The sequence below is a fragment of the Jingyaoa shaoxingensis genome (assembly GCF_014385005.1).
GTDB classification, from domain to species: Bacteria; Bacillota; Clostridia; order Lachnospirales; family Lachnospiraceae; genus Marvinbryantia; species Marvinbryantia shaoxingensis.
This window is the reverse complement of record NZ_JACRSZ010000011.1, coordinates 87,907-110,177: the sequence shown is the minus strand read 5'-3', so window position 1 is coordinate 110,177 and position 22,271 is coordinate 87,907. Positions and strand designations below refer to the sequence as shown.

Here is a 22,271-nt window from a genome sequence, read left to right as displayed (position 1 = left end):
GATTGCAGAGATGCGCAGAAGAAGTATGTCATGCATTGCATGACGCGCATCTCGCAGCAAGAATGCCGAGGCATTCTTGAATAGAGGAGGAAAGAATCATGGGAATGACGATGACACAGAAGATTCTGGCAGCAGCGGCCGGGCTTCCATCTGTGGAAGCAGGACAGCTGATTGAAGCAGATCTGGATCTGGTGCTGGGAAATGATATCACATCACCGGTAGCGATCCATGAGATGGATAAGTTTACAAAGGAAGGCGTATTTAACAAAGATAAAATTGCATTGGTAATGGATCATTTTATTCCAAATAAAGACATTAAGTCAGCAGAGCATTGCAAATGTGTACGCCAGTTTGCAGCAAAACATGATATTACCAATTATTTTGATGTAGGACAGATGGGTATCGAACATGCACTGCTTCCAGAAAGCGGTCTGACCGTTGCAGGTGATGTAATTATCGGTGCAGACTCACATACATGTACTTATGGTGCCCTGGGAGCTTTTTCCACCGGTGTGGGAAGTACCGATATGGCAGCAGGTATGGCAACTGGAAAAGCATGGTTCAAAGTGCCGTCAGCGATTAAGTTCAATCTGATTGGCAAGCCGTCCAAATGGGTAAGCGGAAAAGATGTGATTCTTCACATTATCGGTATGATTGGAGTAGACGGTGCACTGTACCGTTCTATGGAATTTACTGGAGAAGGTATCAAAAATCTTTCTATGGATGATCGTTTCACTATTGCGAACATGGCAATTGAAGCCGGTGGCAAGAATGGAATCTTCCCTGTAGATGATCTGGCAATTGCTTATATGAAAGAACATTCCAAACGTCCGTACAAGATCTTTGAAGCAGATGAAGATGCAGTATATGATGAAGAATATACTATTGATTTAAGTGAATTGAAGCCTACGATTGCATTCCCGCATCTGCCGGAAAATACAAAAACAATGGATGAGATTACAGAGGATGTAGTCATTGACCAGTCTGTGATCGGTTCCTGTACCAATGGTCGTATCGAAGACCTGAGATGTGCTGCAGAGATCTTAAAAGGCCGTAAGGTGAAAAAAGGAGTGCGTTGTATCGTGATTCCGGCTACCCAGAAGATTTATCTTCAGGCAATGGAAGAGGGGCTGTTGAAGATCTTTATAGAAGCAGGAGCAGTAGTGAGCACACCGACCTGTGGACCATGTCTTGGCGGATATATGGGTATTCTGGCAGAAGGTGAACGTTGTATCTCCACTACTAACCGTAACTTTGTAGGACGTATGGGTCATGTAAAATCAGAAGTATATCTGGCAAGTCCGGCTGTTGCAGCAGCAAGTGCAGTGACAGGTAAGATTTCCACACCGGATGAACTGGGATTATAAGGAGGAGAAAGATGAAAGCACACGGAAAAGTATTCAAATACGGAGACAATGTAGATACTGATGTTATCATTCCGGCAAGATATCTGAATTCCTCAGATCCGGCAGAACTGGCAACCCATTGTATGGAAGATATTGATAAAGAATTTGTCAATAAGGTACACAAGGGAGACATTATTGTAGCAGATAAGAACTTTGGATGCGGTTCTTCCAGAGAACATGCACCGATCGCCATCAAGGCAGCAGGTGTAAGCTGTGTCATTGCAGAGACATTTGCCAGAATTTTCTATCGTAATTCTATCAACATCGGACTGCCGATTATCGAATGTCCTGCAGCGTCAAAAGGAATTGAAGATGGAGATGAAGTAGAGGTAGATTTTGACAGTGGTATGATCTACAACCGTACAAAAGGTACTGAATTCAAGGGACAGGCATTTCCGGAGTTCATGCAGAAGATCATTCAGGCAGAAGGTCTGATCAATTATATCAACAATAAATAGAACAAAAAGAAGAGGGTATACGGTTCATACCGTACGCCCTCTTAACTTTTGATCATATTCAGTAATCGGAGTGTTCTTTTACAGAAAACAGATTACTGTTTTTTCTTTTTGCGAAGTACCAGGATAACGATAATTACAATTGCGGCGCCTGCCAGGATAATAACAAATGGCAGAATCTGTGTCTGGTCACCAGTCTGAGGATTAATCCGGACAGCATCATTCGATCCGTCCGTGGAAGCACCTCCGATGGAGAAGGTAACACTCTTACTGTCAGCAATATCGGTACTCTGCCAGCTTCCGTCTCCGTATACCTGTTTCTGGAAAGTAACTGTAACGGTGTAAGTACCGGTCTTGGAGATGGAGAATGCACCACTGTAATTATCGAGCCATGTACCTGTTGTATTCTGAATAGACCAGGTAGAAGGAATGTAGCGGATATCATTATCAATCGGTGATGTGTTCTCGCTGGCAGCGCCATAGGCACTGAAAGTTAGTCGTGAATTAATATCATAAGTAGCACCTTCAGATAAGTTCTGGATTGCATTGTCTGTCGGATTGCCGACGATATTCAGATCACGTGTTTCACTGTAGTCACAATTATCACGGTGACAGTAACGCTCCTGATAACCGTGTGAAGTATAAGTAGATTCTTCAACAGTTTCCCAGTCATCTCTCAGATCATGTCCCAATGCAGCGCCTTCTGTTGCATTGCAGCGTGTACAGGTCTTTGGTGTTGTGCAGGTGGCTGGCTTCCAGTCATGTCCCAGTGCAGTTCCTTCTAATTCAGCACCGCAGACACTACAGGTGGCGTTCTTGGTACAGGTCTCATTATTGGCAGATACATGATCTGCATAATCACCGATAGTGGCACCACAGTTCTGACAGGTGGCAAGATGTTCACAGGTGGCGGCATCATAGTTGTGAGCCGCTTTTGTCAGAGCCAGATCCAGAGAATAAGTATCGGTTCCATCCGTGAAAGTGATACGCTTCGTAGCACCGTCAGTAAAGTCAGCCTGAGTCAGATCATAGCTCGTATCGTCAGAAAGAACAAATTGAACAGCGAGGTTGTCCAGTTCGGCGTTGCATGGAAGTTGGATGGAGGTAAGAGAAGTTACCTCACCGGCTGTAAAACTGACAGTACTGTTGTCATCAGAAGGATACTGGTAAATGACAGTATCATCATCCGCATTAAGGAAAATAAGTGATCCGGTCAGTGTCTGTTCAGCAGGTTCTTCTGGAGCAGCAGTACCTGAATCCTCTGAATTATCATCTTCAGCTGCGGCATCATCGGAAGTATCGGTATTGCCATCCTGAGCTGTGGCATTATTGGAAGTATCGATATTGCTATCCTGTGAGTCAGCATCATTGGAATCAGCTGCTGTACCATCCTGTGTTGTGATGCCGATGGCAGCGTCACCATTATTATCTTCAGCTACAGTATCATTGGAAGTATCTGATTGATCTTCCTGAGTATCAGTGGTATCTGAACCGTCTATAACGACTGGCTGGGAATCGGAATTCTCTGGCAGAAGAGTAACCGTTCCGTCTTCAGAATTCTTGTATTCTTCCTGATTGTCTGCATCAATAAGTGAATCATTCAGATTGTCAAAGATATTCACATCTTCTGCATCTGAAACAGAACCGTCCAAAGTAGCGTCGGCGGAATCTTCAGCATCAGAATCAGAACCATCCAAAGCGACATCACCGGAGCCTTCAGCATCAGAATCAGAACCATCCAGAGCGACATCACCGGAGCTTTCAGCATCAGAATCAGAACCGTCCAGAGCGACATCACCGGAATCTTCATCGTCTGAATCAGAGTTATCCAGAGCGACGTTAACAGAATCCTGGGCATCTGAGACAAGATCGCTTAGATCGACATCATCGTTGCTTTCCACATTGCCATCTGAGACATCGGCTTCAGATTCTGTCTCGGCTTCACTTTCGCTTTCTGTTTCTTCAGGTACAGCGGCAATCTGTACATCAATGGTAAGATCCTTGACTCCGTCTGCAAGAAGAAGATCATCCAGATCTTCATATTCCATGACGTAAGCTTCATAATCCGGAACAAACGTATACGTACCTTCTGAGGAAGCTTCCGTATATTCTTCATCTGTATCTGAATTTAACTTCCAGATGATGTTCTCCAGGGTCATGGAAGAGATTGCATCACTTCCATCTGATTCCCAATAGCCTTCTACAGTCAGATTCTCAGGAAGTCCAAGGTCTTCCAGAGCTGTTCCCGGTTCAGAAGTCAGATCACCGTATTTTTCTTTTGTCTGGTCATTGGTGAAGTGACCTTCGCTGTCTTTGTCAAAATTGACAAATTTTGTGATATAGAATACAGAAGAACTTTCTTCTGCTTCTGCTTCATCCAATGTCTCTTCGTCGACATATTCGTCATCGGAAAAATCCTCCTCTGCCCATGCAGGAGCAGAAGGGAACATGCTCATAATTAAGGAAAAAGACAGGATTCCTGAAGCACATTTTGCAAGCAGTTGATTATGTTTATGCATAATACCCTCCCCTTTCAAATTAAAATATTACATATATGTTAACACAAATGTAAAAGAAAATCTATAAAAAAAGCCTGAAATGAAAAAATTAAGAAAGTATTAATGGTTGACATTTTTACAGAAAAGTGTTATTTTAAACCTACGTCAAACAGAAAAAGCTATGAAGAGGAATAGTACTATTGTTCTTAGATACAGAAAGCTGCCGGGTGATGCGAGACAGCCGAGAGAATAACAGGAACTCACCTCAGAGCGGCTGCCTGAAAGCCACAGTTCAGCAAAGAAAAGTACAGACAGATGGTGAGTAGACGCAGACGGAGTCCTGACCGTTATCCGGGTAAGATATAAGATCCAGACAGATCCGTATCGATTGAGAGTATGAAGTTATTTCATAAATTAGAGTGGTACCGCGTAGGACAACAAGCAGTCTTTCGTCTCTAGTGACCGTAAGCAGTCACGGGATGAAGGATTTTTTTTATTTCACGGCAGATGTGAAATTCGCAGTAAAAGATGTAAAACAGTGAAAATGGAGGAAAAACACATGAAGGACTTTAAGAAGTATACCAGACAGTATTTTATGCCACCAGTGGAATGTATGGACTGGACAAAGAAGGAGTACATTGATAAGGCTCCGATCTGGTGCAGTGTAGACTTACGTGACGGCAACCAGGCACTGATCGTTCCGATGAATCTGCAGCAGAAGATCGATTTCTTTAAATTGCTGGTAAAGATTGGATTTAAGGAGATCGAAGTTGGTTTCCCTGCAGCATCAGAGACAGAATATCATTTTCTTCGTGCACTGATTGAACAGGATCTGATCCCGGACGATGTAACCATTCAGGTACTGACCCAGGCAAGAGAACATATTATTAAGAAGACATTTGAAGCGCTGGAAGGTGCGAAAAAAGCAGTGGTGCATGTATATAATTCCACATCTCTTTCCCAGAGAGAGCAGGTATTTAAGAAGTCCAAAGAAGAGATCCTTAAGATTGCAGTGGATGGGGCAGCATTACTGAAGAAGCTGGCAGATGAGACTGAAGGTAATTTCTCTTTTGAATACAGTCCTGAGAGCTTTACAGGAACAGAACCGGAATATGCACTGGAAGTAGTCAATGCGGTACTGGATGTATGGCAGCCTACATCGGATAACAAGGTAATCATCAACCTTCCAAGTACGGTACAGCATTCCATGCCACATGTGTATGCGAGCCAGATCGAATACATGAGCAAAAACATGAAGTACCGTGAGAATGTAGTACTTTCCCTTCATCCACACAATGACAGAGGCTCAGGCGTCAGTGACGCAGAGATGGGTATTCTGGCAGGTGCAGACAGAATCGAAGGTACACTGTTTGGAAATGGTGAACGTACCGGTAATGTGGATATTGTAACACTGGCAATGAATATGTATGCACAGGGAGTAGATCCGGAACTGGATTTCACTAATATGCTTGAGATCTGCGAACAGTATGAAAAATACACCGGTATGAAGATTGATATGAGAAGCCCATACAGTGGAGCACTGGTATTTGCCGCATTCTCAGGATCACATCAGGATGCGATTGCCAAGGGTATGAAATACAGAGAAACACATGACTGTGAGCACTGGACAGTACCATATCTGCCAATTGATCCTGCAGATATCGGAAGACATTACGAGGCAGACGTGATCCGTATCAACAGCCAGTCCGGAAAAGGCGGCGTAGGATACATTCTGGAACAGTACTATGGATTAAACCTGCCAGCTAAGATGCGTGAGGCAATGGGATATGCAGCTAAGGCAGCATCTGATGAGAAGGAAAAAGAACTGCTTCCGGATGAGATCTTCGAACTGTTTAAGGTCAAATACGAAGATATTACCACACCGTTCAATATTACAGAGGCACACTTCAAACAGCATAACGGTATCATCGCAGAAGTGATGGTAGAACATGATGGAGAGAAGAAGACAGCAGTTGCTTCCGGTAACGGACGTCTGGATGCAATCAGTAATGCACTGAAGAAACAGTTCCGTCTGGAATACCGTCTGGAGACTTATCAGGAACATGCATTGGAACAGAGCTCCAGTTCAAGAGCGATTGCCTATGTAGGTATCAGAGATGAACAGGATAAGCGTTTCTGGGGGGCAGGTGTAGACCAGGATATTATCAAAGCTTCCTATAATGCACTTGTCACAGCAATCAATAATATGCTGAATCATGTAGAATAATATAAAATAAATGTTACGAAAAAAGGCGTTATCCACACAAAAAAGCGGGATAACGCCTTTTTTGTCACAAAAATGTGAAAAAATATGAAAAATATCAACATAAATATTACAAAAATGTGAATAACTTGTTGACAAAGAAACAGAAATGAAATAAAATATCAAAAGATGGGAGTAACTATCAGAGAAAGGGAGGAAGAACAGCATATGGAAGTAGAAAATATACTTCTGGCGGCTATGTGTCGTATGATTCATCGAACCAGACGTGTATATCGGAAGCACGTTGCTGTTGTCCGCGTGGTATTTCTGGCAGCAATCGTATTTCTGTGCGCTTTGGGGGTTAGCGGGGGAAGCAGAATACTGATTTCGGCAGGGATGGGTAAGACATCCGGGTTGCAGACAGGAATAATAGAAGTTCAGGCCGCAGAGGTGGAAGAAACCGAAGCGACAGAGCAGCTTCAGGCAGGACTGATGGGAGTCGTAAATGGTGCAATTACCATGGACGCATATTCCCAGGCAGCGAGTGAGATAGACACTGCGAGTGCGAATGAAAACATACTGGTGGGTGCCGCAAGAGCGAGCCGTACAGAAAGGAGACGTACCAGTCTTGGTAAAAGTGCACAGTCGGCACAGAATGTGTTTTCTTATGCCAGAGAAGTGGTAAAAAGTCATCAGATGCCGGAGAGTGAGTATTACACGCTGCTGCAGATTGTAGAGGCAGAAGCAACAGGAGAAGACTTGGAAGGAAAAATGCTGATTGCCAATGTTATTATGAACAGAGTGAGGGATACGAGATTCCCAGACACAATAGAAGGCGTTGTATGGCAGCAGATTGATGGCTCTGCACAGTTTCAGCCGACCATTGACGGAAGAATCAATACCGTGGAGATTACACAGTCTACCATTGAAGCAGTGGACAGAGTACTGGCCGGGGAAGATGAATCCCAGGGAGCACTGTACTTTATGGCAAGGAGCGGCTCGGATGCATCCAGTATAGGATGGTTTGAGGAGAATCTGACACCACTGATGGTACATGGTGGACATGAATATTATACTTTATCAGATGATAAGCAGGTATCTTAACAGAAGGGCAGCGTAAGCTGTCCTTCTTGCTGCTATATCAGGTGTGAAATGACTCCCACATCTGTAGATGGCGAGCAATAAATCAGTATCAGTGGTGGGAGTCAATCCCCCATCTGATATAGCCTTCGGCAGGATTGCAGGGTTGCGTGACAAAAAAAGGTGTGCTATACTTGGTAAAAATGTCTGAAACAAGACTTTATCTGGAAGGATACCGGACAGATACGAATAAGAAAAGGAACGGTGGGAAAATGGAAGTATTATATAGAAGCACAAGAAGCACGGAAGGGACAGTGACCGCATCACAGGCAATTTTAAAAGGTCTGGCAGAAGATGGAGGTTTATTTGTACCACAGCAGATTCCGGCACTGGATGTGACAATGGATCAGCTCGCAGGCATGAGTTATCAGGAGACAGCCTATGAAGTAATGAAGCTTTTCTTTGCGGATTTTACAGAAGAAGAACTGAAGAACTGTATTGCAAGAGCCTATGATGATAAGTTTGATACAAAAGAAATTGCTCCTCTGAAGAAGGAAGATGGCGTCTTTTATCTGGAACTGTTTCATGGTGCAACCATCGCATTTAAAGATATGGCACTTTCGATTCTGCCGCACCTTCTTACCACATCAGCAAAAAAGAATCACGTGGAAAATGAGATTGTGATTCTGACTGCTACATCAGGGGATACCGGCAAGGCAGCTCTGGCGGGATTTGCAGATGTTCCGGGAACCAGAATTATTGTATTTTATCCAAAGAATGGTGTCAGTCCGATTCAGGAAAAACAGATGGTGACACAGAAGGGAAAGAATACTTATGTAGTAGGCATCAAGGGCAACTTTGATGACGCACAGACCGGCGTAAAGAAGATGTTTGGAGATAAGGAACTTGCAGCAGAGATGAATCAGGCAGGTTTCCAGTTTTCATCTGCCAATTCTATCAATATCGGTCGTCTGGTTCCGCAGGTAGTTTATTATGTATATGCATATGCAAAGCTTCGTGCAGCAGGGGAACTGGCTGAGAATGAACCGATGAATGTAGTGGTTCCTACCGGTAACTTTGGAAATATTCTGGCAGCATATTATGCAAAGAACATGGGTGTGCCGATTGCCAAACTGATCTGTGCATCCAATGACAATAAAGTATTGTATGATTTCTTCCAGACTGGGGAATATAACAGGAACAGAGATTTTATTCTTACAACCTCACCGTCTATGGATATTCTGATTTCCAGCAACCTGGAGCGTCTGATTTATAAGATCGCAGGGGAAGATGCAGATAAGAACAAGACTCTGATGCAGTCACTGACTACAGAAGGAAAATATGAGATCACACCGGAGATGAAGGAAAAATTAAAAGATTTCGCAGGTGGATTTGCCACAGAAGAAGAAGTAGCAAAAGAGATTGCCAGAATGTATGAGACATGCGGCTATGTGATGGATACTCATACGGCGGTCGCTTCCAGCGTATATCATAAGTATAGTGAAGAGAGCGGTGATCATACCAAGACTGTGATTGCTTCCACAGCAAGTCCTTATAAGTTTACAAGAAGCGTGATGGACGCACTGCACAAAGACAGCGGCAGCATGACAGACTTTGAACTGGTAGATGAACTGTCACGTATTTCCGGAGTGAAGGTACCGGCAGCGATTGAAGAGATCCGTACGGCACCGGTTCTGCATGATACCGTAGTAGAGACTGCGGATATGAAGAAAGCAGTAAAGAAGATTCTTGGGATCAATTAGGAGGGAGAGAACATGGATTCAATGTTTTCACTGATGGATCTGATTATCCTGGGATCAGGTGCATACATTATATACTGTTATTACCTTTTGAAGTTCAAAGGTGAGATCAAAGAAGGCTTACTGCTTCCGAAGGGCACGAATGTAAAAAAGTGTACAGACAAAGCAGCATATATCAAAGAAGTAGAGAATAAAATACTGCTGTATGGAATTGCAGTGCTGATATGCGGTGGATTTGGTGTTCTGGAGACCCAGACAGGATTGCTGGGCAAATGGTATCTTGTAGTTATTGCTGTTTTCCTTGCGGTAACGGTCTGGTTTGCAATGGTTGTGAAAAAGTCCGGAGAAAAATACTGGCCACAGACAACGAAAAAGCTGAAAAAATAATCTGTAAAAAGATTTACTGACTGCACAGTGAATAGTAACGGAAAGAATGATATACCAGATGATCAATGGTTTCGGGACTTGACTTTTGAGCCTCGGAATGCGATAATAATAAAAGATGAATCGTAAAGAGAAGTTGATCATTTGCCTGGGATGTTCGACAACTTCTACTGTTTTGAACCTACATTACTTTAAACGGGATTCTTATATTGCCAATTGGATGTCAGGCCCCCATTTGTCAGGGGAAGGCAGAAGAGCGGTTGCGGTTACCCACCTAGCTTCGCTAGGAGTCAAAAGGTAGGAACCGGCATTTTGGGTATTAAAAAAGGACCTCAGGGTCCTTTTTTCATTTACGCGAGCAACGAAATATATAATGAAATAAGAAGGAGATTGGGGAAGATGGGAATGAAAGTAAGTGATTTTGGCAGACTGTCAGACGGCAGAGAAGCAAAGCTGGTGACCATTGCCAACAAGAACGGCATGTCAATCGAAGTGACTAATTATGGTGCAACGCTGGTAGGTGCAGTAGTGCCGGATAAGAATGGCAGACATGATGATGTGGTTCTTGGTTATGCAGATGTAACTGATTATGCGAAGAATGGTGGATTTCTTGGAGCCTGCATAGGACGGAGCGGCAATCGTATCGGTGGAGCAGCTTTTGAGATCAACGGTGTGACTTATCATCTGGATCAGAATGAGAATAAGAATAATCTGCATAGTGGAAATAACGGATACGATTCTCAGATATGGGATATGAAGACGGATGAAGCAGCATCTTCTGTGACATTTTCCAGACTGAGTCCGGATATGGAACAGGGATATCCTGGTAATTTTGAAGTGTCTGTTACCTATACACTGACAGATGACAATGAAATTAAGATTCATTATGAGGGCAAGTCAGACAAAGATACCATTGCCAATATGACCAATCATTCCTATTTTAATCTGGAAGGACATGATAACGGAAGTATTCTGGATCATACATTACAGCTGGATGCAGATGGTTTCACAGAGATTGATGCAGAAGCGATTCCTACCGGTGTAATCGGATCCGTAGAGGGAACACCGTTTGATTTCCGCACAGCAAAGCGCATCGGACAGGATATTGAGAAAGATAATGAACAACTGAAGATGGGTGGCGGTTATGACCATAACTTTGCATTAAAACCGGACGGAACTGTGAAGAAGATCGCAGAAGTGAAAGCTCCGGTCAGTGGAAGAAAGATGGAAGTATTTACAGACTGTGTGGGCGTACAGTTCTACACAGGTAATTTCATTGAGAACTCCTGGATAGGCAAGGACGGAAAAGCATACCAGAAACGTGGCGGTCTGTGCCTGGAGACCCAGTTCTTCCCAGATGCAATCCATCATGAGAATTTTGTATCTCCGATACTGAAGGCAGGAGATATCTATTCTACTACAACCATCTATAAGTTCAGTGCAGAATAAGCGGCAATCATAAAACTGAAAAAGAAACATAGGATAAAAGAAACGGGTACAGAAAGTATGCCGTTTCTTTTTTTCTGGGAGAAAATGGGGAATATGAAGAAAATCATCATACTGTGTGGACTGCTGCTATTGACATTTTTCTGGGGAATACTGGAACTGAAGTATGGGAGCCATACAGAGAATCGGAAGAAGCTTATTACTGTGTTACAGCAGGAAAATATGGATCAGACGGGAACAGGGATACAGGAGGACACAGAAACACAGAAGGAAAATGTGGTACAGACAGCGCTGGGATCGGAGCGGGAAATCCGTGTACTTTTAAAAAGTGACGGATATGCATCGGAGTACCATACGGATATCTGCCTTACCAGTGACGGAGATTATAAGATCCGAAATGGGGAAAACAGCAGTCTGTGCAGAGCAGGAGAGGAGATTCGAATTACATCCCAGAGTGATCTCTTTGCAAAAGAGGATGTGCTGCAAGTTTCTTCTGATGGAGGCATGTTTTATTTTCCGGAACTGGGGAGGGCGGAAGAAGATATCGGATATGAGGGCAGTTTGGAGATACGAAAGACAGATCAGGGGCTGCTTTTGGTGAATGTGCTGTCGCTGGAAGATTATCTCTGCGGAGTATTGCCAAGTGAGATGTCGGCATCTTTTCCAACGGAAGCATTGAAAGCGCAGGCCATCTGTGCACGGACCTATGCTATACAGCAGCAGGAAAGTGGGCGGGCAAAAGCGTACGGGGCGGATCTGGATGACAGTACGTCCTATCAGGTCTATAACAATCGCTGCCACGGAGAGGAAACCGATCAGGCAGTAAAAGAGACAGCAGGGCTGGTGATGATGCAGGATGGAGTGCTGGCAGATGCCCGTTATTATTCCACATCCTGTGGCCTGGATCTTCATATGGATCTGTCAGAAGATAGCGTATTTGCGGCTTTTCTGCAGGAAGACAAGAAGCGTTCTGTGGAGGCAGAAGAACCCATGTATCGTTGGAAAACCAGCATCCGGCTGTCAGATTTGCAGGCAAAAACAGAATGGAAAAGAATTGAGAGCCTGGAGATTACAGAAAGAGATGACAGAGGTGCGGCAGTCTGTCTGGAAGTGGCAGGACAAAAAAGCACAGGGAGAAAAAGTGTGTGTGAAAAAATAGAAGGAGAATATCAGATCCGCCAGTTTCTGGCACTGGCGGATCCTGTGATTACCCTGCAGGATGAAAGCACCCGGGAAGGGTGGCAACTTTTGCCAAGTGCATTTATCCTTCTGAATCCGGTGACGGAAGAGGAGGGTCTTACCGGATATGAGATATTAGGAGGCGGATATGGACACGGAGAAGGTTTAAGTCAGAACGGGGCGAAACATATGGCTGAGCAGGGCGAAAACTATGAAGAGATTCTGAAGAACTATTATGGAGCAATCGAGATTGTCAGATATAGCTCATGAATCCCTTTCCTACGATTTCACTACTCTTTGTGATAGCTGTAAAGGCGGTCGGTTCCGTGCGGTGTATAAAGCGTTGGAGAAGAATAGCCTGCTTTACATCAACAACAGCAAGAATCACGGTACGGTTCTGATGAGAGTAGGCACCGACCGCCTGGTAAACGGTGGCACTGTGCTTCAGATCCTGCGTGATAAAATCACAGATTGGCTGCGGATTGCTGGATATAATGGTAAAAAATTTGTTCAGCTTCATGCGTTCAATGGCCTTGTCAATCAACAGAGTTTTTGCCATCAGTCCCAGAATGGAACACAGACCGGTGATGGTATCAAAAACCAGAAAAGAGATAATCACAACGATCAGATCTGTAAACAGTAAAGCAGTAGAAATATTCATAGTAGAATATTTTTTGATAATCATGGCAATGATATCCGTACCTCCGCCGGAAGCGTTTTCAAAAAACAGAAGAGCAGCTGCGATGGCCGGGAGGATAATAGCGAAGCAAAGCTCCAGCATAATCTCATCAGTCAGCGGATGAGACATTGGAAATGCTTTTTCAAAAATATTCAGTAAAATAGAAGAAAGCACTGTTACATAGGCTGTTTTGATGCCAAAATTGCGGCCGAGTACAGCAAAACCAATCAGCAGCAGAAGCAGATTGATAAACAGGTTGATCTGTGCCGCGGTAAATGGAAGAAAACGGCAGATAACAACGGCCATACCGGATACCCCGCCGAAAGAAAAATTGTTGGGGAACTTAAATATATAGATTCCAATGTCCATAATGAAAACTGCCACAGTGATAATGACATATTCTTTGAAAATCTGTGATACAGGTAAAGTTGCCTGATCTTTTGTATTCATGTACATACTCCTTTATAAATAATAAATATCGTTTCTTGTTCCCGGTAACTGTAAAGCTGATGAACAGCTGCGAAAACTGATAACTATACTATAATATTAGCATAACAGATCTGTACAATCAATAAAGTAAAGTGACACACAGACATGCATGTGCCATTGCGAAACAGGGAAAAACATGATAAGATAAAACGAATCTGTTCAGTACCTTTACAGTGGGGCTAAACAGTTACGATAAAACGATGAAAAACTTTACCGATCTGGAAGAGGAAAGAATGATGAAATTTCAGAGCATCAAAGAAATCGTGATGCGTTTTATGAAAAAAATGAAAAAAGACCGGGTCAGTGCAGCAGCGGCAGAATCGGCGTTTTTTGTAATTATGGGTTTTGTACCTTTTTTTATGCTTCTTCTGACGCTGCTTCAGTATACGGAACTGTCTCCGGAGATGCTGATGTCGATATTGATGGAGGTGCTTCCGGCAAGCTTTTATGATCTGATTGCAGAGATTGTAAAGGATCTGTTTACCCAGTCTACGGCGTTGCTCTCCGGAACTGTGATTGCAGCAGTCTGGGCCACCAGCCGAAGTGTACTGGCTATTACCAATGGACTGAATTCTGTGAGAAATGTAGGAGAGAACCGTAATTACATCTATATGAGAATGCGCTCCGGGATCTATATTGTATTTCTGGTAATTGCGATTTTTATGGCCATGGTCGTGCTGTTGTTTGGTAACTGGATTCAGGATCGTCTGCTGCAGTATATTCCGGTGCTGGGAGAGTTGACGGGACTGATTATTAGTTTTAGGGCAGTGGCATCCCTTGGAATCCTGTCACTGATCTTCATATCTTTGTATACAGCCCTGCCAAACTGTAAGATGTCAGTGATCAGGCAGATACCTGGTGCTGTTTTCACGGCAGCGGCATGGTCGATACTGTCTTATGGATTTTCCATCTATTTCAGTTATTTTGCAAAAAGTAACAGGGTCAGTGTATACGGAAGTCTGACTACGGTGGCCATGATGATGCTGTGGCTGTATTTCTGTATGTGGCTGCTGTTTTTAGGCGCAGAAGTGAACTGTTACCTGGAATATCCGGATTCTTTTATCACGGAACAGGTTTGATGTTACTGTTTAATCTGTGTCCAACAACGATTTGATACTTGACAAAAAAGAAGAAACAGGTATAGAATAGTCAAAGATATTGAGTAAATCAAAAGGCTATGAAAGTGTTCAGTAGAACCTTATTTTCCGACAGAGAGAGGCAGTCATCGGCTGGAAGCTGGCTCAGGTTCAGATAAGGATTTGAATTTCACACCGGAGCTGCATTCCTGAAGTGATTGATTAGGGAATGACGTATCTTGCACGTTACGCATGCCGAGTGCCTGTCAGATGACAGGAATCAGGGTGGTACCACGGATCATACAGCTTCGTCCCTATTTTGGGGATGGAGCTTTTTTTATCGTATGGGAGTCCCCCGTATGAATTTTAAAAAGAAGGAGAAAAAAGATGAAAGATAAACTGCAGGCGATCAGAGAAGAAGCCATGAAACAGATTGAACAGTCTGATGCTCTGGAAAAATTAAATGACGTAAGAGTAGCATTCCTTGGTAAAAAGGGAGAACTGACTGCTGTATTAAAGAGTATGAAGGATGTTGCTCCAGAGGATCGTCCGAAGGTAGGACAAATGGTAAATGAGACCAGAGTAGCCATTGAAGAAGTTTTGGATGAGACAAAGAAGAAGCTGGAAGCAAAGGCAAGAGAAGCACAGTTAAAGGCAGAAGTCATTGACGTTACACTTCCTGCAAAGAAGAACAATGTAGGTCACAGACATCCGAATACCATCGCGCTGGAAGAAGTAGAGCGTATCTTCATTGGTATGGGGTATGAAGTCATCGAAGGACCGGAAGTAGAATATGATGAATACAACTTTGAGAAATTAAATATTCCTGCAAACCATCCGGCAAAGGACGAACAGGATACTTTCTATATTAATAAAGACATTGTACTGAGAACCCAGACTTCTCCGGTACAGGCACGTACCATGGAAAAAGGCAAGCTGCCGATTCGTATGATTTCTCCGGGACGTGTATTCCGTTCTGACGAAGTGGATGCAACCCATTCACCATCCTTCCACCAGATTGAAGGCCTGGTAGTAGATAAGAACATTACATTTGCCGATCTGAAGGGAACACTGGAAGAGTTTGCAAAAGAACTGTTCGGACCGGAGACAAAGACCAAGTTCCGTCCGCATCATTTCCCATTCACAGAGCCAAGTGCGGAAGTGGATGTAAGCTGCTTCAAGTGTGGCGGAAAGGGATGCCGTTTCTGTAAGGGATCAGGATGGATTGAGATTCTGGGCTGCGGTATGGTACATCCTCACGTACTGGAGATGTGTGGTATTGACCCAAATGAATACACAGGATTTGCCTTTGGTGTAGGTCTGGAACGTATTGCACTGTTGAAGTACGAAATCGACGACATGAGATTGCTGTACGAAAATGACATTCGTTTCCTGAAACAGTTCTAGGAAAATACTGATTGGTAAATAGCGAAAGGGGATTATTATGAATACTTCATTATCTTGGATCAAAGCGTATGTTCCGGAACTGGACTGCACAGCACAGGAATATACCGATGCCATGACATTAACAGGTACAAAAGTAGAAGGATTTGAAAAACTGGATAAGAATCTGGACAAGATCGTGATTGGTCAGATCGAGAAAATCGAAAAACATCCGGATGCAGATAAGCTGATCATCTGCCAGGTAAATATCGGAACAGAGACCATTCAAATTGTAACAGGTGCTCCGAATGTAAAAGAAGGAGATAAGGTTCCGGTTGTTCTGGACGGCGGAAGCGTTGCCGGAGGCCATGACGGAAAGATGGCAGAAGAAGGCATTAAGATCAAAAAAGGAAAACTTCGCGGAATCGAATCTAACGGTATGATGTGTTCCATCGAAGAACTGGGATCTTCCAGAGATATGTATCCGGAAGCACCGGAATACGGTATCTACATCTTCCCGGAAGATGCAGTTGTTGGAGAAAGCGCAGTAAAAGCACTGGGACTGGATGACGTGGTGTTTGAATATGAGATCACATCCAACCGTGTAGACTGCTACAGCGTAGTTGGTATTGCAAGAGAAGCGGCAGCGACCTTCCGCAAGCCATTCTGCCCGCCGGTTGTAACTGCAACAGGAAACAGCGAAGATGTACATGATTATGTAAAAGTAACGGTACAGGATACCGATCTCTGCCCTCGTTATACTGCAAGAGTGGTAAAGAATATCAAGATCGCACCTTCACCGGTATGGCTGCAGAGAAGACTGGCTTCCTGTGGTATCCGTCCGATTAACAACATTGTAGATATTACCAACTATGTCATGGAAGAATACGGACAGCCAATGCATGCTTATGACTATGATACCATTGCAGGTCATGAGATTGTGGTAAGAAGAGCGGAAAAAGATGAAAAATTCGTTACACTGGATGGTCAGGAACGTACTATGGATGAAAACGTCCTGATGATCTGCGACGGTGAAAAAGCCATCGGTATTGCAGGTATCATGGGTGGAGAGAACTCCATGATTACAGACGACGTAAAGACCATGATGTTTGAAGCTGCCTGCTTCGACGGAACCAATATCCGCCTTTCTTCTAAGAGAGTGGGGCTTCGTACCGATGCGTCCGGTAAGTTTGAAAAGGGACTGGATCCAAACAATGCACAGGCAGCTATCGACCGTGCCTGCCAGCTGATCGAAGAGTTCGGTGCAGGTGAAGTCGTAGGCGGTATGGTAGATGTATACAGTAAGAAGAAAGAACCTGTCCGTGTGGTTTTTGAACCGGAAAAGATCAACGCTCTTCTGGGAACCGATATTTCCAGAGAAGATATGCTGAAATATTTTGATAAGATTGAGCTGGCATACGATGAAGCAACAAATGAGATCGTAGCACCAACCTTCCGCCATGATATATTCCGTACTGCTGACCTAGCAGAGGAAGTGGCAAGATTCTATGGATATGACAATATTCCTACCACACTTCCGAAGGGAGAAGCGACCACAGGAAAGCTGCCATTCTATCTGAGAATTGAACAGACCGCAAGAGATATCGCAGAATTCTGTGGTTTTTCACAGGGATATTCCTATTCCTTTGAAAGCCCGAAGGTATTTGACAAGCTGCTGATTCCACAGGGTGACCAGCTTCGTCAGGCAATCAGCATCTCCAATCCACTGGGAGAAGACTTCAGTATTATGAGAACCGTTTCCCTGAATGGTATGCTGAATTCTCTGGCATTTAACTATAATCACAGAAATAAGAATGTAAGACTTTACGAACTGGGTAACGTATATCTGCCAAAGGCACTTCCTCTGACAGAACTGCCGGATGAGAGAATGCAGTTCACTCTGGGTATGTACGGAGAAGGAGATTTCTTCACCATGAAGGGTGTGGTAGAAGAATTCTTCGAAAAAGTCGGACTTCGTAAAACTGCAAAATACGATCCAAATGCAGGCAAGCCATATCTGCATCCAGGACGTCAGGCAAACATCATTTATGAAGGAATGGTAGTTGGTTATATTGGTGAGGTACATCCGGCTGTTGCAGATAATTACGGTATTGGTGAAAGAGCTTATGTTGCTGTTCTGGATATGAAGAATATCGTATCTTTCGCAACTTATGACCGTAAATATGAAGGAATCGTAAGATTCCCGGCAGTAACCCGTGACCTGAGTATGGTAGTTCCAAAACATATTCTGGCAGGACAGATTGAAGAAATGATCGCTCAGCGTGGCGGTAAACATCTGGAAAGCTATCACCTGTTTGATCTTTATGAAGGTGCACAGATCGAAAAAGGTTACAAGTCCATGGCATATTCCATCACCTTCCGTGCAAAGGATAAGACACTGGAAGAAAGTGATGTGGCTTCTGCAATGAAGAAGATTTTAAATGGTCTGGAATCCATGGGTATTGTGTTGAGACAGTAAGGTAATACATCACTCAAAAATTGTGCACAAATGTGCGTACGCATAATTTTATAAACTAAAATCCGCCGGTATTTGATAAAAAGTACCGGCGGTACTTGCGTTTTTGCAGGAAATTCTATATGATAGCAGATGGAATACAAAGGTATGAGCATAAAGTGATAGGCAGGCAGGAATGGATTGCGTAAAATGCAGTCTGTCATGCAGAAATAAGAGGTATGGAACATGAAATTATACATTCTCCGTCATGGAGAAACCGATTGGAATAAAAACAAACTGTTACAGGGGAAGAGTGACGTCCCATTAAATGAAAAGGGAAGAGAACTGGCAAAGGCTTCCGCAAAGGGGATGAAGGATATTCCTTTTGATCTGGTCTTTACCAGTCCACTTGAACGGGCGAGAGAGACTGCCAAACTCGTTCTGGGTGACCGAAGTTTGCCATTTATCATAGACCACAGAATAGAAGAGATAGGATTCGGTGAAATGGAAGGAAAGCCTTGGAGAAAGTCAGAAGATTTTCCGGGAGATGAGAATATTTATCGTTTTTTCAATCATCCGGATCAGTATCTTCCGCCAAAAGGTGCCGAGAGCCTGACAGACCTTGCAAAGCGATGTGTAGACTTTATGCAGGATATCTGCAGCCGTCCGGAGTTGGAAGACAAGACCATTCTGATTGCTACCCATGGAGCAGCCACCAGAGGGCTGTTAAACAGTCTGAGAAACTGGAAGATGGAAGATTTCTGGGGCGGAAGAGTAGCACCGAACTGTGGCGTTGCCATTGTGGAAAGCCATGGCGGACAGGCAAAACTTCTGGCAGAGAATGTAACATATTATAATTAAATATCCTGTGCGTGGAGCGCACAGCAGAAAAGAGGTATTGTATTGAAAACATCAGATTTTTATTTTGATTTACCACAGGAACTGATTGCCCAGGATCCACTGGAAGACCGTTCTTCTTCCAGGCTTCTGGTGCTGGATCGTGAGACGGGCAAGACAGAGCATCACATTTTCAAGGATGTGATTGATTATCTGAATCCAGGTGACTGTCTGGTGATTAATAACACGAAGGTCATTCCGGCTCGTCTGTTTGGAAGCAAAGAAGGAACAGAAGCAAAGATTGAGATTTTATTATTAAAGCGAAAAGAAAATGATGTATGGGAAACACTGGTAAAACCTGGTAAGAAAGCAAAACCGGGTACCAGAATCTCCTTTGGGGACGGACTTCTGACAGGAGAAGTCATTGATGTGGTAGAAGAGGGCAATCGACTGATTAAGTTTACCTATGACGGAATCTTTGAAGAGATTCTGGATCAGTTGGGACAGATGCCACTGCCGCCATACATTACCCACCAGTTAAAAGATAAGAACCGTTATCAGACTGTGTATGCTAAGCATGACGGATCTGCAGCAGCACCGACAGCCGGACTGCATTTTACTCCGGAACTTCTGGAAGCCATCAAAGCAAAAGGCGTGAACATTGCCCATGTAACCCTGCATGTAGGTCTGGGAACCTTCCGTCCGGTAAAGGTAGAAGACGTGACCAACCATCATATGCATTCTGAGTTCTATATCGTGGAAGAAGATCAGGCAAAACTGATCAATGAGACAAAGCAGAGAGGTGGAAAGATCGTATCTGTGGGAACCACAAGCTGCCGTACACTGGAATCAGCAACGGATGAACAGGGAGTTCTCCACGCAGGAAGCGGCTGGACAGACATTTTCATCTATCCGGGTTACAAGTTCAAGATGATTGATCGCCTGATCACCAACTTTCATTTGCCAGAATCCACATTGCTGATGCTGGTATCTGCGCTGGCCGGAAAAGATAAAATTATGGCAGCATATGAGGAAGCGGTGAAAGAAAGGTACAGGTTCTTTTCATTTGGAGATGCGATGATCATTTTGTAGACCAAATTCTTACAAATGTAACTGACCGTCATAAATGTCGGTCACAAAAAAATTACCCGACAGGCGTATGCCTGCCGGGCGTTTTTATATACTGGAATATTCAAATGTTGCAGCAAGACCATTTCGGAAGACAATGGACTTGACTTTTCCGTTGTAGATCACAATGTTATCAATAACACTGACAACGAAAGTCTTTAGTACAGATGGATCTACAGACTGGGCGAGATTCTTATAATTGATATATAGCCGGTTGGAAAGTTTTTGCCCGATGATGAACTGAGAAGCTTTGGTGAGAAATTCACTGTCAGTCAGTGCCATTTGCACCTCTTCCGACTGGGCTATGCCAAGTTTGTCATTGACATCGGAGAGCAGGGTTTCCAGATCTGTTCGTTTTCGGATATATTCATTCTCGGAGATAGGACGGTCGCTCATGATGTAAGTGTTGAGCAGACGATCCAGCGCACGTTCCAGACGCTTTTTCTCTTTACGGAGACGCACAAGCTCTGGATCTACCTTGGCGGTCTTGGACTTACTGACAGCCACATCTTTTCCGTAAATCGCACCGCTGATATTTCCAGAGGAAAGAAGGTTGAAGAAACTATTCAAACCATCACTATCAATGGATATGACATTATGGAAAGCGTCGCCGAAGAGCAGCCGGTCTTGTAGCTGCGCCGGAGTCTGTATATCTTTAAATCCTTTCTGAGCATTCAGCATGTTCAAAATATAGTTGAATACGAACTCACCGACCACCGGGTCTGATGTAGATTTTCCTGTACATTTATTCGAAGATCTGCGGCGGGTAGGGCAAGGGTAATTAGAATATTGCCAGCCGTCCGCCTTTTTATTAGATACAGAGTTATTCAATGGTTTTCCACAGTTTCCACAGAACAGCAGACCACCAAAGATATGAATACGTTCCCGGGACGAAGCAGGAGCCATATCTTTTCGGTACCGCTTATTTGCTTTTAGAATGGCTTGCACTCTGGCGAACTGTTCTCTTGAAATGATTGCCGGGTGGTGATCCTTTACTATGATCCATTCACTTTCCGGCTTAGGTTTTGAACGATCGCCCTCACGAAGAGCATTATACCGATAATCTCCTACGTAAAAAATATTCCTGAGAACCAGATGAACGGTCACAGGTGACCATTCATGTCCATAACGAGAGATTGCGTTCCTGTCATTCAAAATTTTTGCCTCACGGACTATGCTGCGCTCCTGTTCATAAAGATCGAATATTTCCTGCACCAATACAGCCTCGCCTTTGTCGATCTCAAAAATCTGCTTTTCCTTTTTTTCACCTTCTGTTCGGTATGTGTATCCGAAAGGGACACATCCGCCGTTCCATCGACCACTTTGAGCCATAGCAATCATGGTGTGAGTAACACGTTCTGAGGTCATATTCCTTTCAAGTTCTGCAAACACAAGGATAATTTTGAGCATGGCTTCACCCATAGCTGTGCTGGTGTCAAACTGTTCGTTTTTACTTACAAACGTAACACCCAATTCTTTTAACTCTTTATACATCATGGAAAAGTCAAGCAGATTTCGGGAGATACGATCAATTTTCCAAACGAGAAGGTGAGAAAATTTGCCAGCTCTGATTTGCGACATCATATCTTGAAATTTGGGTCTGTCCATATTCTTACCGGAATACCCGGCATCTTCAAAAATAACGATATTCTCAGGCAATGCATTCAGCATCATTTGAGCGTAGGTCGTAAGCTGGGTGCGTTGCACGTTAAGAGACTCGCCGTTTTCCGCCTGCATAGTTGTGGAAACACGAATGTATATCGCTACTCTTGTCAATTTTGAAAATTCCATCAATGCTCCTTTCGTAAAATGA

At 43.7% G+C, this 22,271-nt stretch carries 16 protein-coding genes, 1 other RNA gene and 2 other annotated features; of the genes, 14 read left to right on the top strand and 3 right to left on the bottom strand.

From position 1 onward, the window contains the following. The first annotated feature begins 98 nt into the window (after positions 1-98). Both leuC and leuD read left to right on the top strand, forming a co-directional pair. Positions 99-1,367 (top strand): 3-isopropylmalate dehydratase large subunit, encoded by a 1,269-nt coding sequence (gene leuC / locus H8716_RS11600; protein ID WP_249309006.1) that lies wholly within the window; start codon positions 99-101, stop codon positions 1,365-1,367. Positions 1,368-1,378: 11 nt separating this feature from the next. Next, the gene (leuD, locus tag H8716_RS11595; RefSeq protein WP_249309005.1) at positions 1,379-1,864 is read left to right on the top strand and encodes a 3-isopropylmalate dehydratase small subunit; all 486 of its coding nucleotides are present in this window, start codon (positions 1,379-1,381) and stop codon (positions 1,862-1,864) included. A gap of 92 nt (positions 1,865-1,956) precedes the next feature. Here leuD and H8716_RS11590 read toward each other — a convergent pair whose 3' ends face one another. Then, positions 1,957-4,380 carry an LPXTG cell wall anchor domain-containing protein gene (locus tag H8716_RS11590; RefSeq protein ID WP_249309004.1) on the bottom strand — a complete coding sequence of 808 codons (2,424 nt, stop codon included), beginning with the start codon at positions 4,378-4,380 and terminating at the stop codon, positions 1,957-1,959. A gap of 151 nt (positions 4,381-4,531) precedes the next feature. Beyond that, positions 4,532-4,819: a binding site (T-box leader), on the top strand. 99 nt (positions 4,820-4,918) lie between these two features. On the opposite strand from H8716_RS11590, the gene H8716_RS11585 reads away from it, so the two are divergent. The 7 genes from H8716_RS11585 (at position 4,919) to H8716_RS11555 (ending at position 12,681) form a co-directional block, all read left to right on the top strand. Continuing rightward, positions 4,919-6,586, top strand: a complete 1,668-nt coding sequence (locus H8716_RS11585; RefSeq protein WP_249309003.1) for a 2-isopropylmalate synthase — start codon at positions 4,919-4,921, stop codon at positions 6,584-6,586. A 204-nt stretch (positions 6,587-6,790) separates the two neighbouring features. Further along, positions 6,791-7,666: a cell wall hydrolase gene (locus tag H8716_RS11580; protein WP_249309002.1), complete on the top strand. Its 876-nt coding sequence runs from the start codon at positions 6,791-6,793 to the stop codon at positions 7,664-7,666. Between the two features lie 248 nt (positions 7,667-7,914). Further along, positions 7,915-9,405 carry a threonine synthase gene (thrC, locus tag H8716_RS11575; RefSeq protein WP_249309021.1) on the top strand — a complete coding sequence of 497 codons (1,491 nt, stop codon included), beginning with the start codon at positions 7,915-7,917 and terminating at the stop codon, positions 9,403-9,405. 12 nt (positions 9,406-9,417) lie between these two features. Then, a complete protein-coding gene (locus H8716_RS11570) occupies positions 9,418-9,789 on the top strand; it encodes a hypothetical protein (protein ID WP_249309001.1) in 372 nt (123 codons plus the stop codon). 139 nt (positions 9,790-9,928) lie between these two features. Further along, positions 9,929-10,109, top strand: a non-coding RNA gene (gene ssrS, locus H8716_RS11565) — 6S RNA. Between the two features lie 76 nt (positions 10,110-10,185). Beyond that, positions 10,186-11,235 (top strand): aldose epimerase family protein, encoded by a 1,050-nt coding sequence (locus tag H8716_RS11560; protein WP_249309000.1) that lies wholly within the window; start codon positions 10,186-10,188, stop codon positions 11,233-11,235. A 93-nt stretch (positions 11,236-11,328) separates the two neighbouring features. Beyond that, positions 11,329-12,681 carry a SpoIID/LytB domain-containing protein gene (locus H8716_RS11555; protein ID WP_249308999.1) on the top strand — a complete coding sequence of 451 codons (1,353 nt, stop codon included), beginning with the start codon at positions 11,329-11,331 and terminating at the stop codon, positions 12,679-12,681. Here the strand turns inward: H8716_RS11555 and H8716_RS11550 are convergent. Further along, positions 12,665-13,540 (bottom strand): YitT family protein, encoded by an 876-nt coding sequence (locus H8716_RS11550; RefSeq protein ID WP_249308998.1) that lies wholly within the window; start codon positions 13,538-13,540, stop codon positions 12,665-12,667. The genes H8716_RS11555 and H8716_RS11550 overlap by 17 nt on opposite strands. A gap of 272 nt (positions 13,541-13,812) precedes the next feature. Between H8716_RS11550 and H8716_RS11545 the strand changes: the two genes are divergently transcribed. From H8716_RS11545 to queA, 5 genes are all read left to right on the top strand, one after another. Next, positions 13,813-14,658 (top strand): YihY/virulence factor BrkB family protein, encoded by an 846-nt coding sequence (locus tag H8716_RS11545; RefSeq protein WP_249308996.1) that lies wholly within the window; start codon positions 13,813-13,815, stop codon positions 14,656-14,658. Positions 14,659-14,747: 89 nt separating this feature from the next. Beyond that, positions 14,748-14,974 (top strand) — a binding site (T-box leader). Positions 14,975-15,042: 68 nt separating this feature from the next. Then, the gene (pheS, locus tag H8716_RS11540; protein WP_249308994.1) at positions 15,043-16,062 is read left to right on the top strand and encodes a phenylalanine--tRNA ligase subunit alpha; all 1,020 of its coding nucleotides are present in this window, start codon (positions 15,043-15,045) and stop codon (positions 16,060-16,062) included. A gap of 37 nt (positions 16,063-16,099) precedes the next feature. After that, a complete protein-coding gene (gene pheT / locus H8716_RS11535) occupies positions 16,100-18,517 on the top strand; it encodes a phenylalanine--tRNA ligase subunit beta (RefSeq protein WP_249308993.1) in 2,418 nt (805 codons plus the stop codon). A gap of 222 nt (positions 18,518-18,739) precedes the next feature. After that, a complete protein-coding gene (locus tag H8716_RS11530; protein WP_249308992.1) occupies positions 18,740-19,354 on the top strand; it encodes a histidine phosphatase family protein in 615 nt (204 codons plus the stop codon). 42 nt (positions 19,355-19,396) lie between these two features. Continuing rightward, a complete protein-coding gene (queA, locus tag H8716_RS11525) occupies positions 19,397-20,422 on the top strand; it encodes a tRNA preQ1(34) S-adenosylmethionine ribosyltransferase-isomerase QueA (RefSeq protein WP_249308990.1) in 1,026 nt (341 codons plus the stop codon). Between the two features lie 84 nt (positions 20,423-20,506). On the opposite strand, the gene H8716_RS11520 is transcribed toward queA, so the two are convergent. Beyond that, a complete protein-coding gene (locus H8716_RS11520; protein WP_249308987.1) occupies positions 20,507-22,249 on the bottom strand; it encodes a recombinase family protein in 1,743 nt (580 codons plus the stop codon). Positions 22,250-22,271 lie beyond the last annotated feature (22 nt).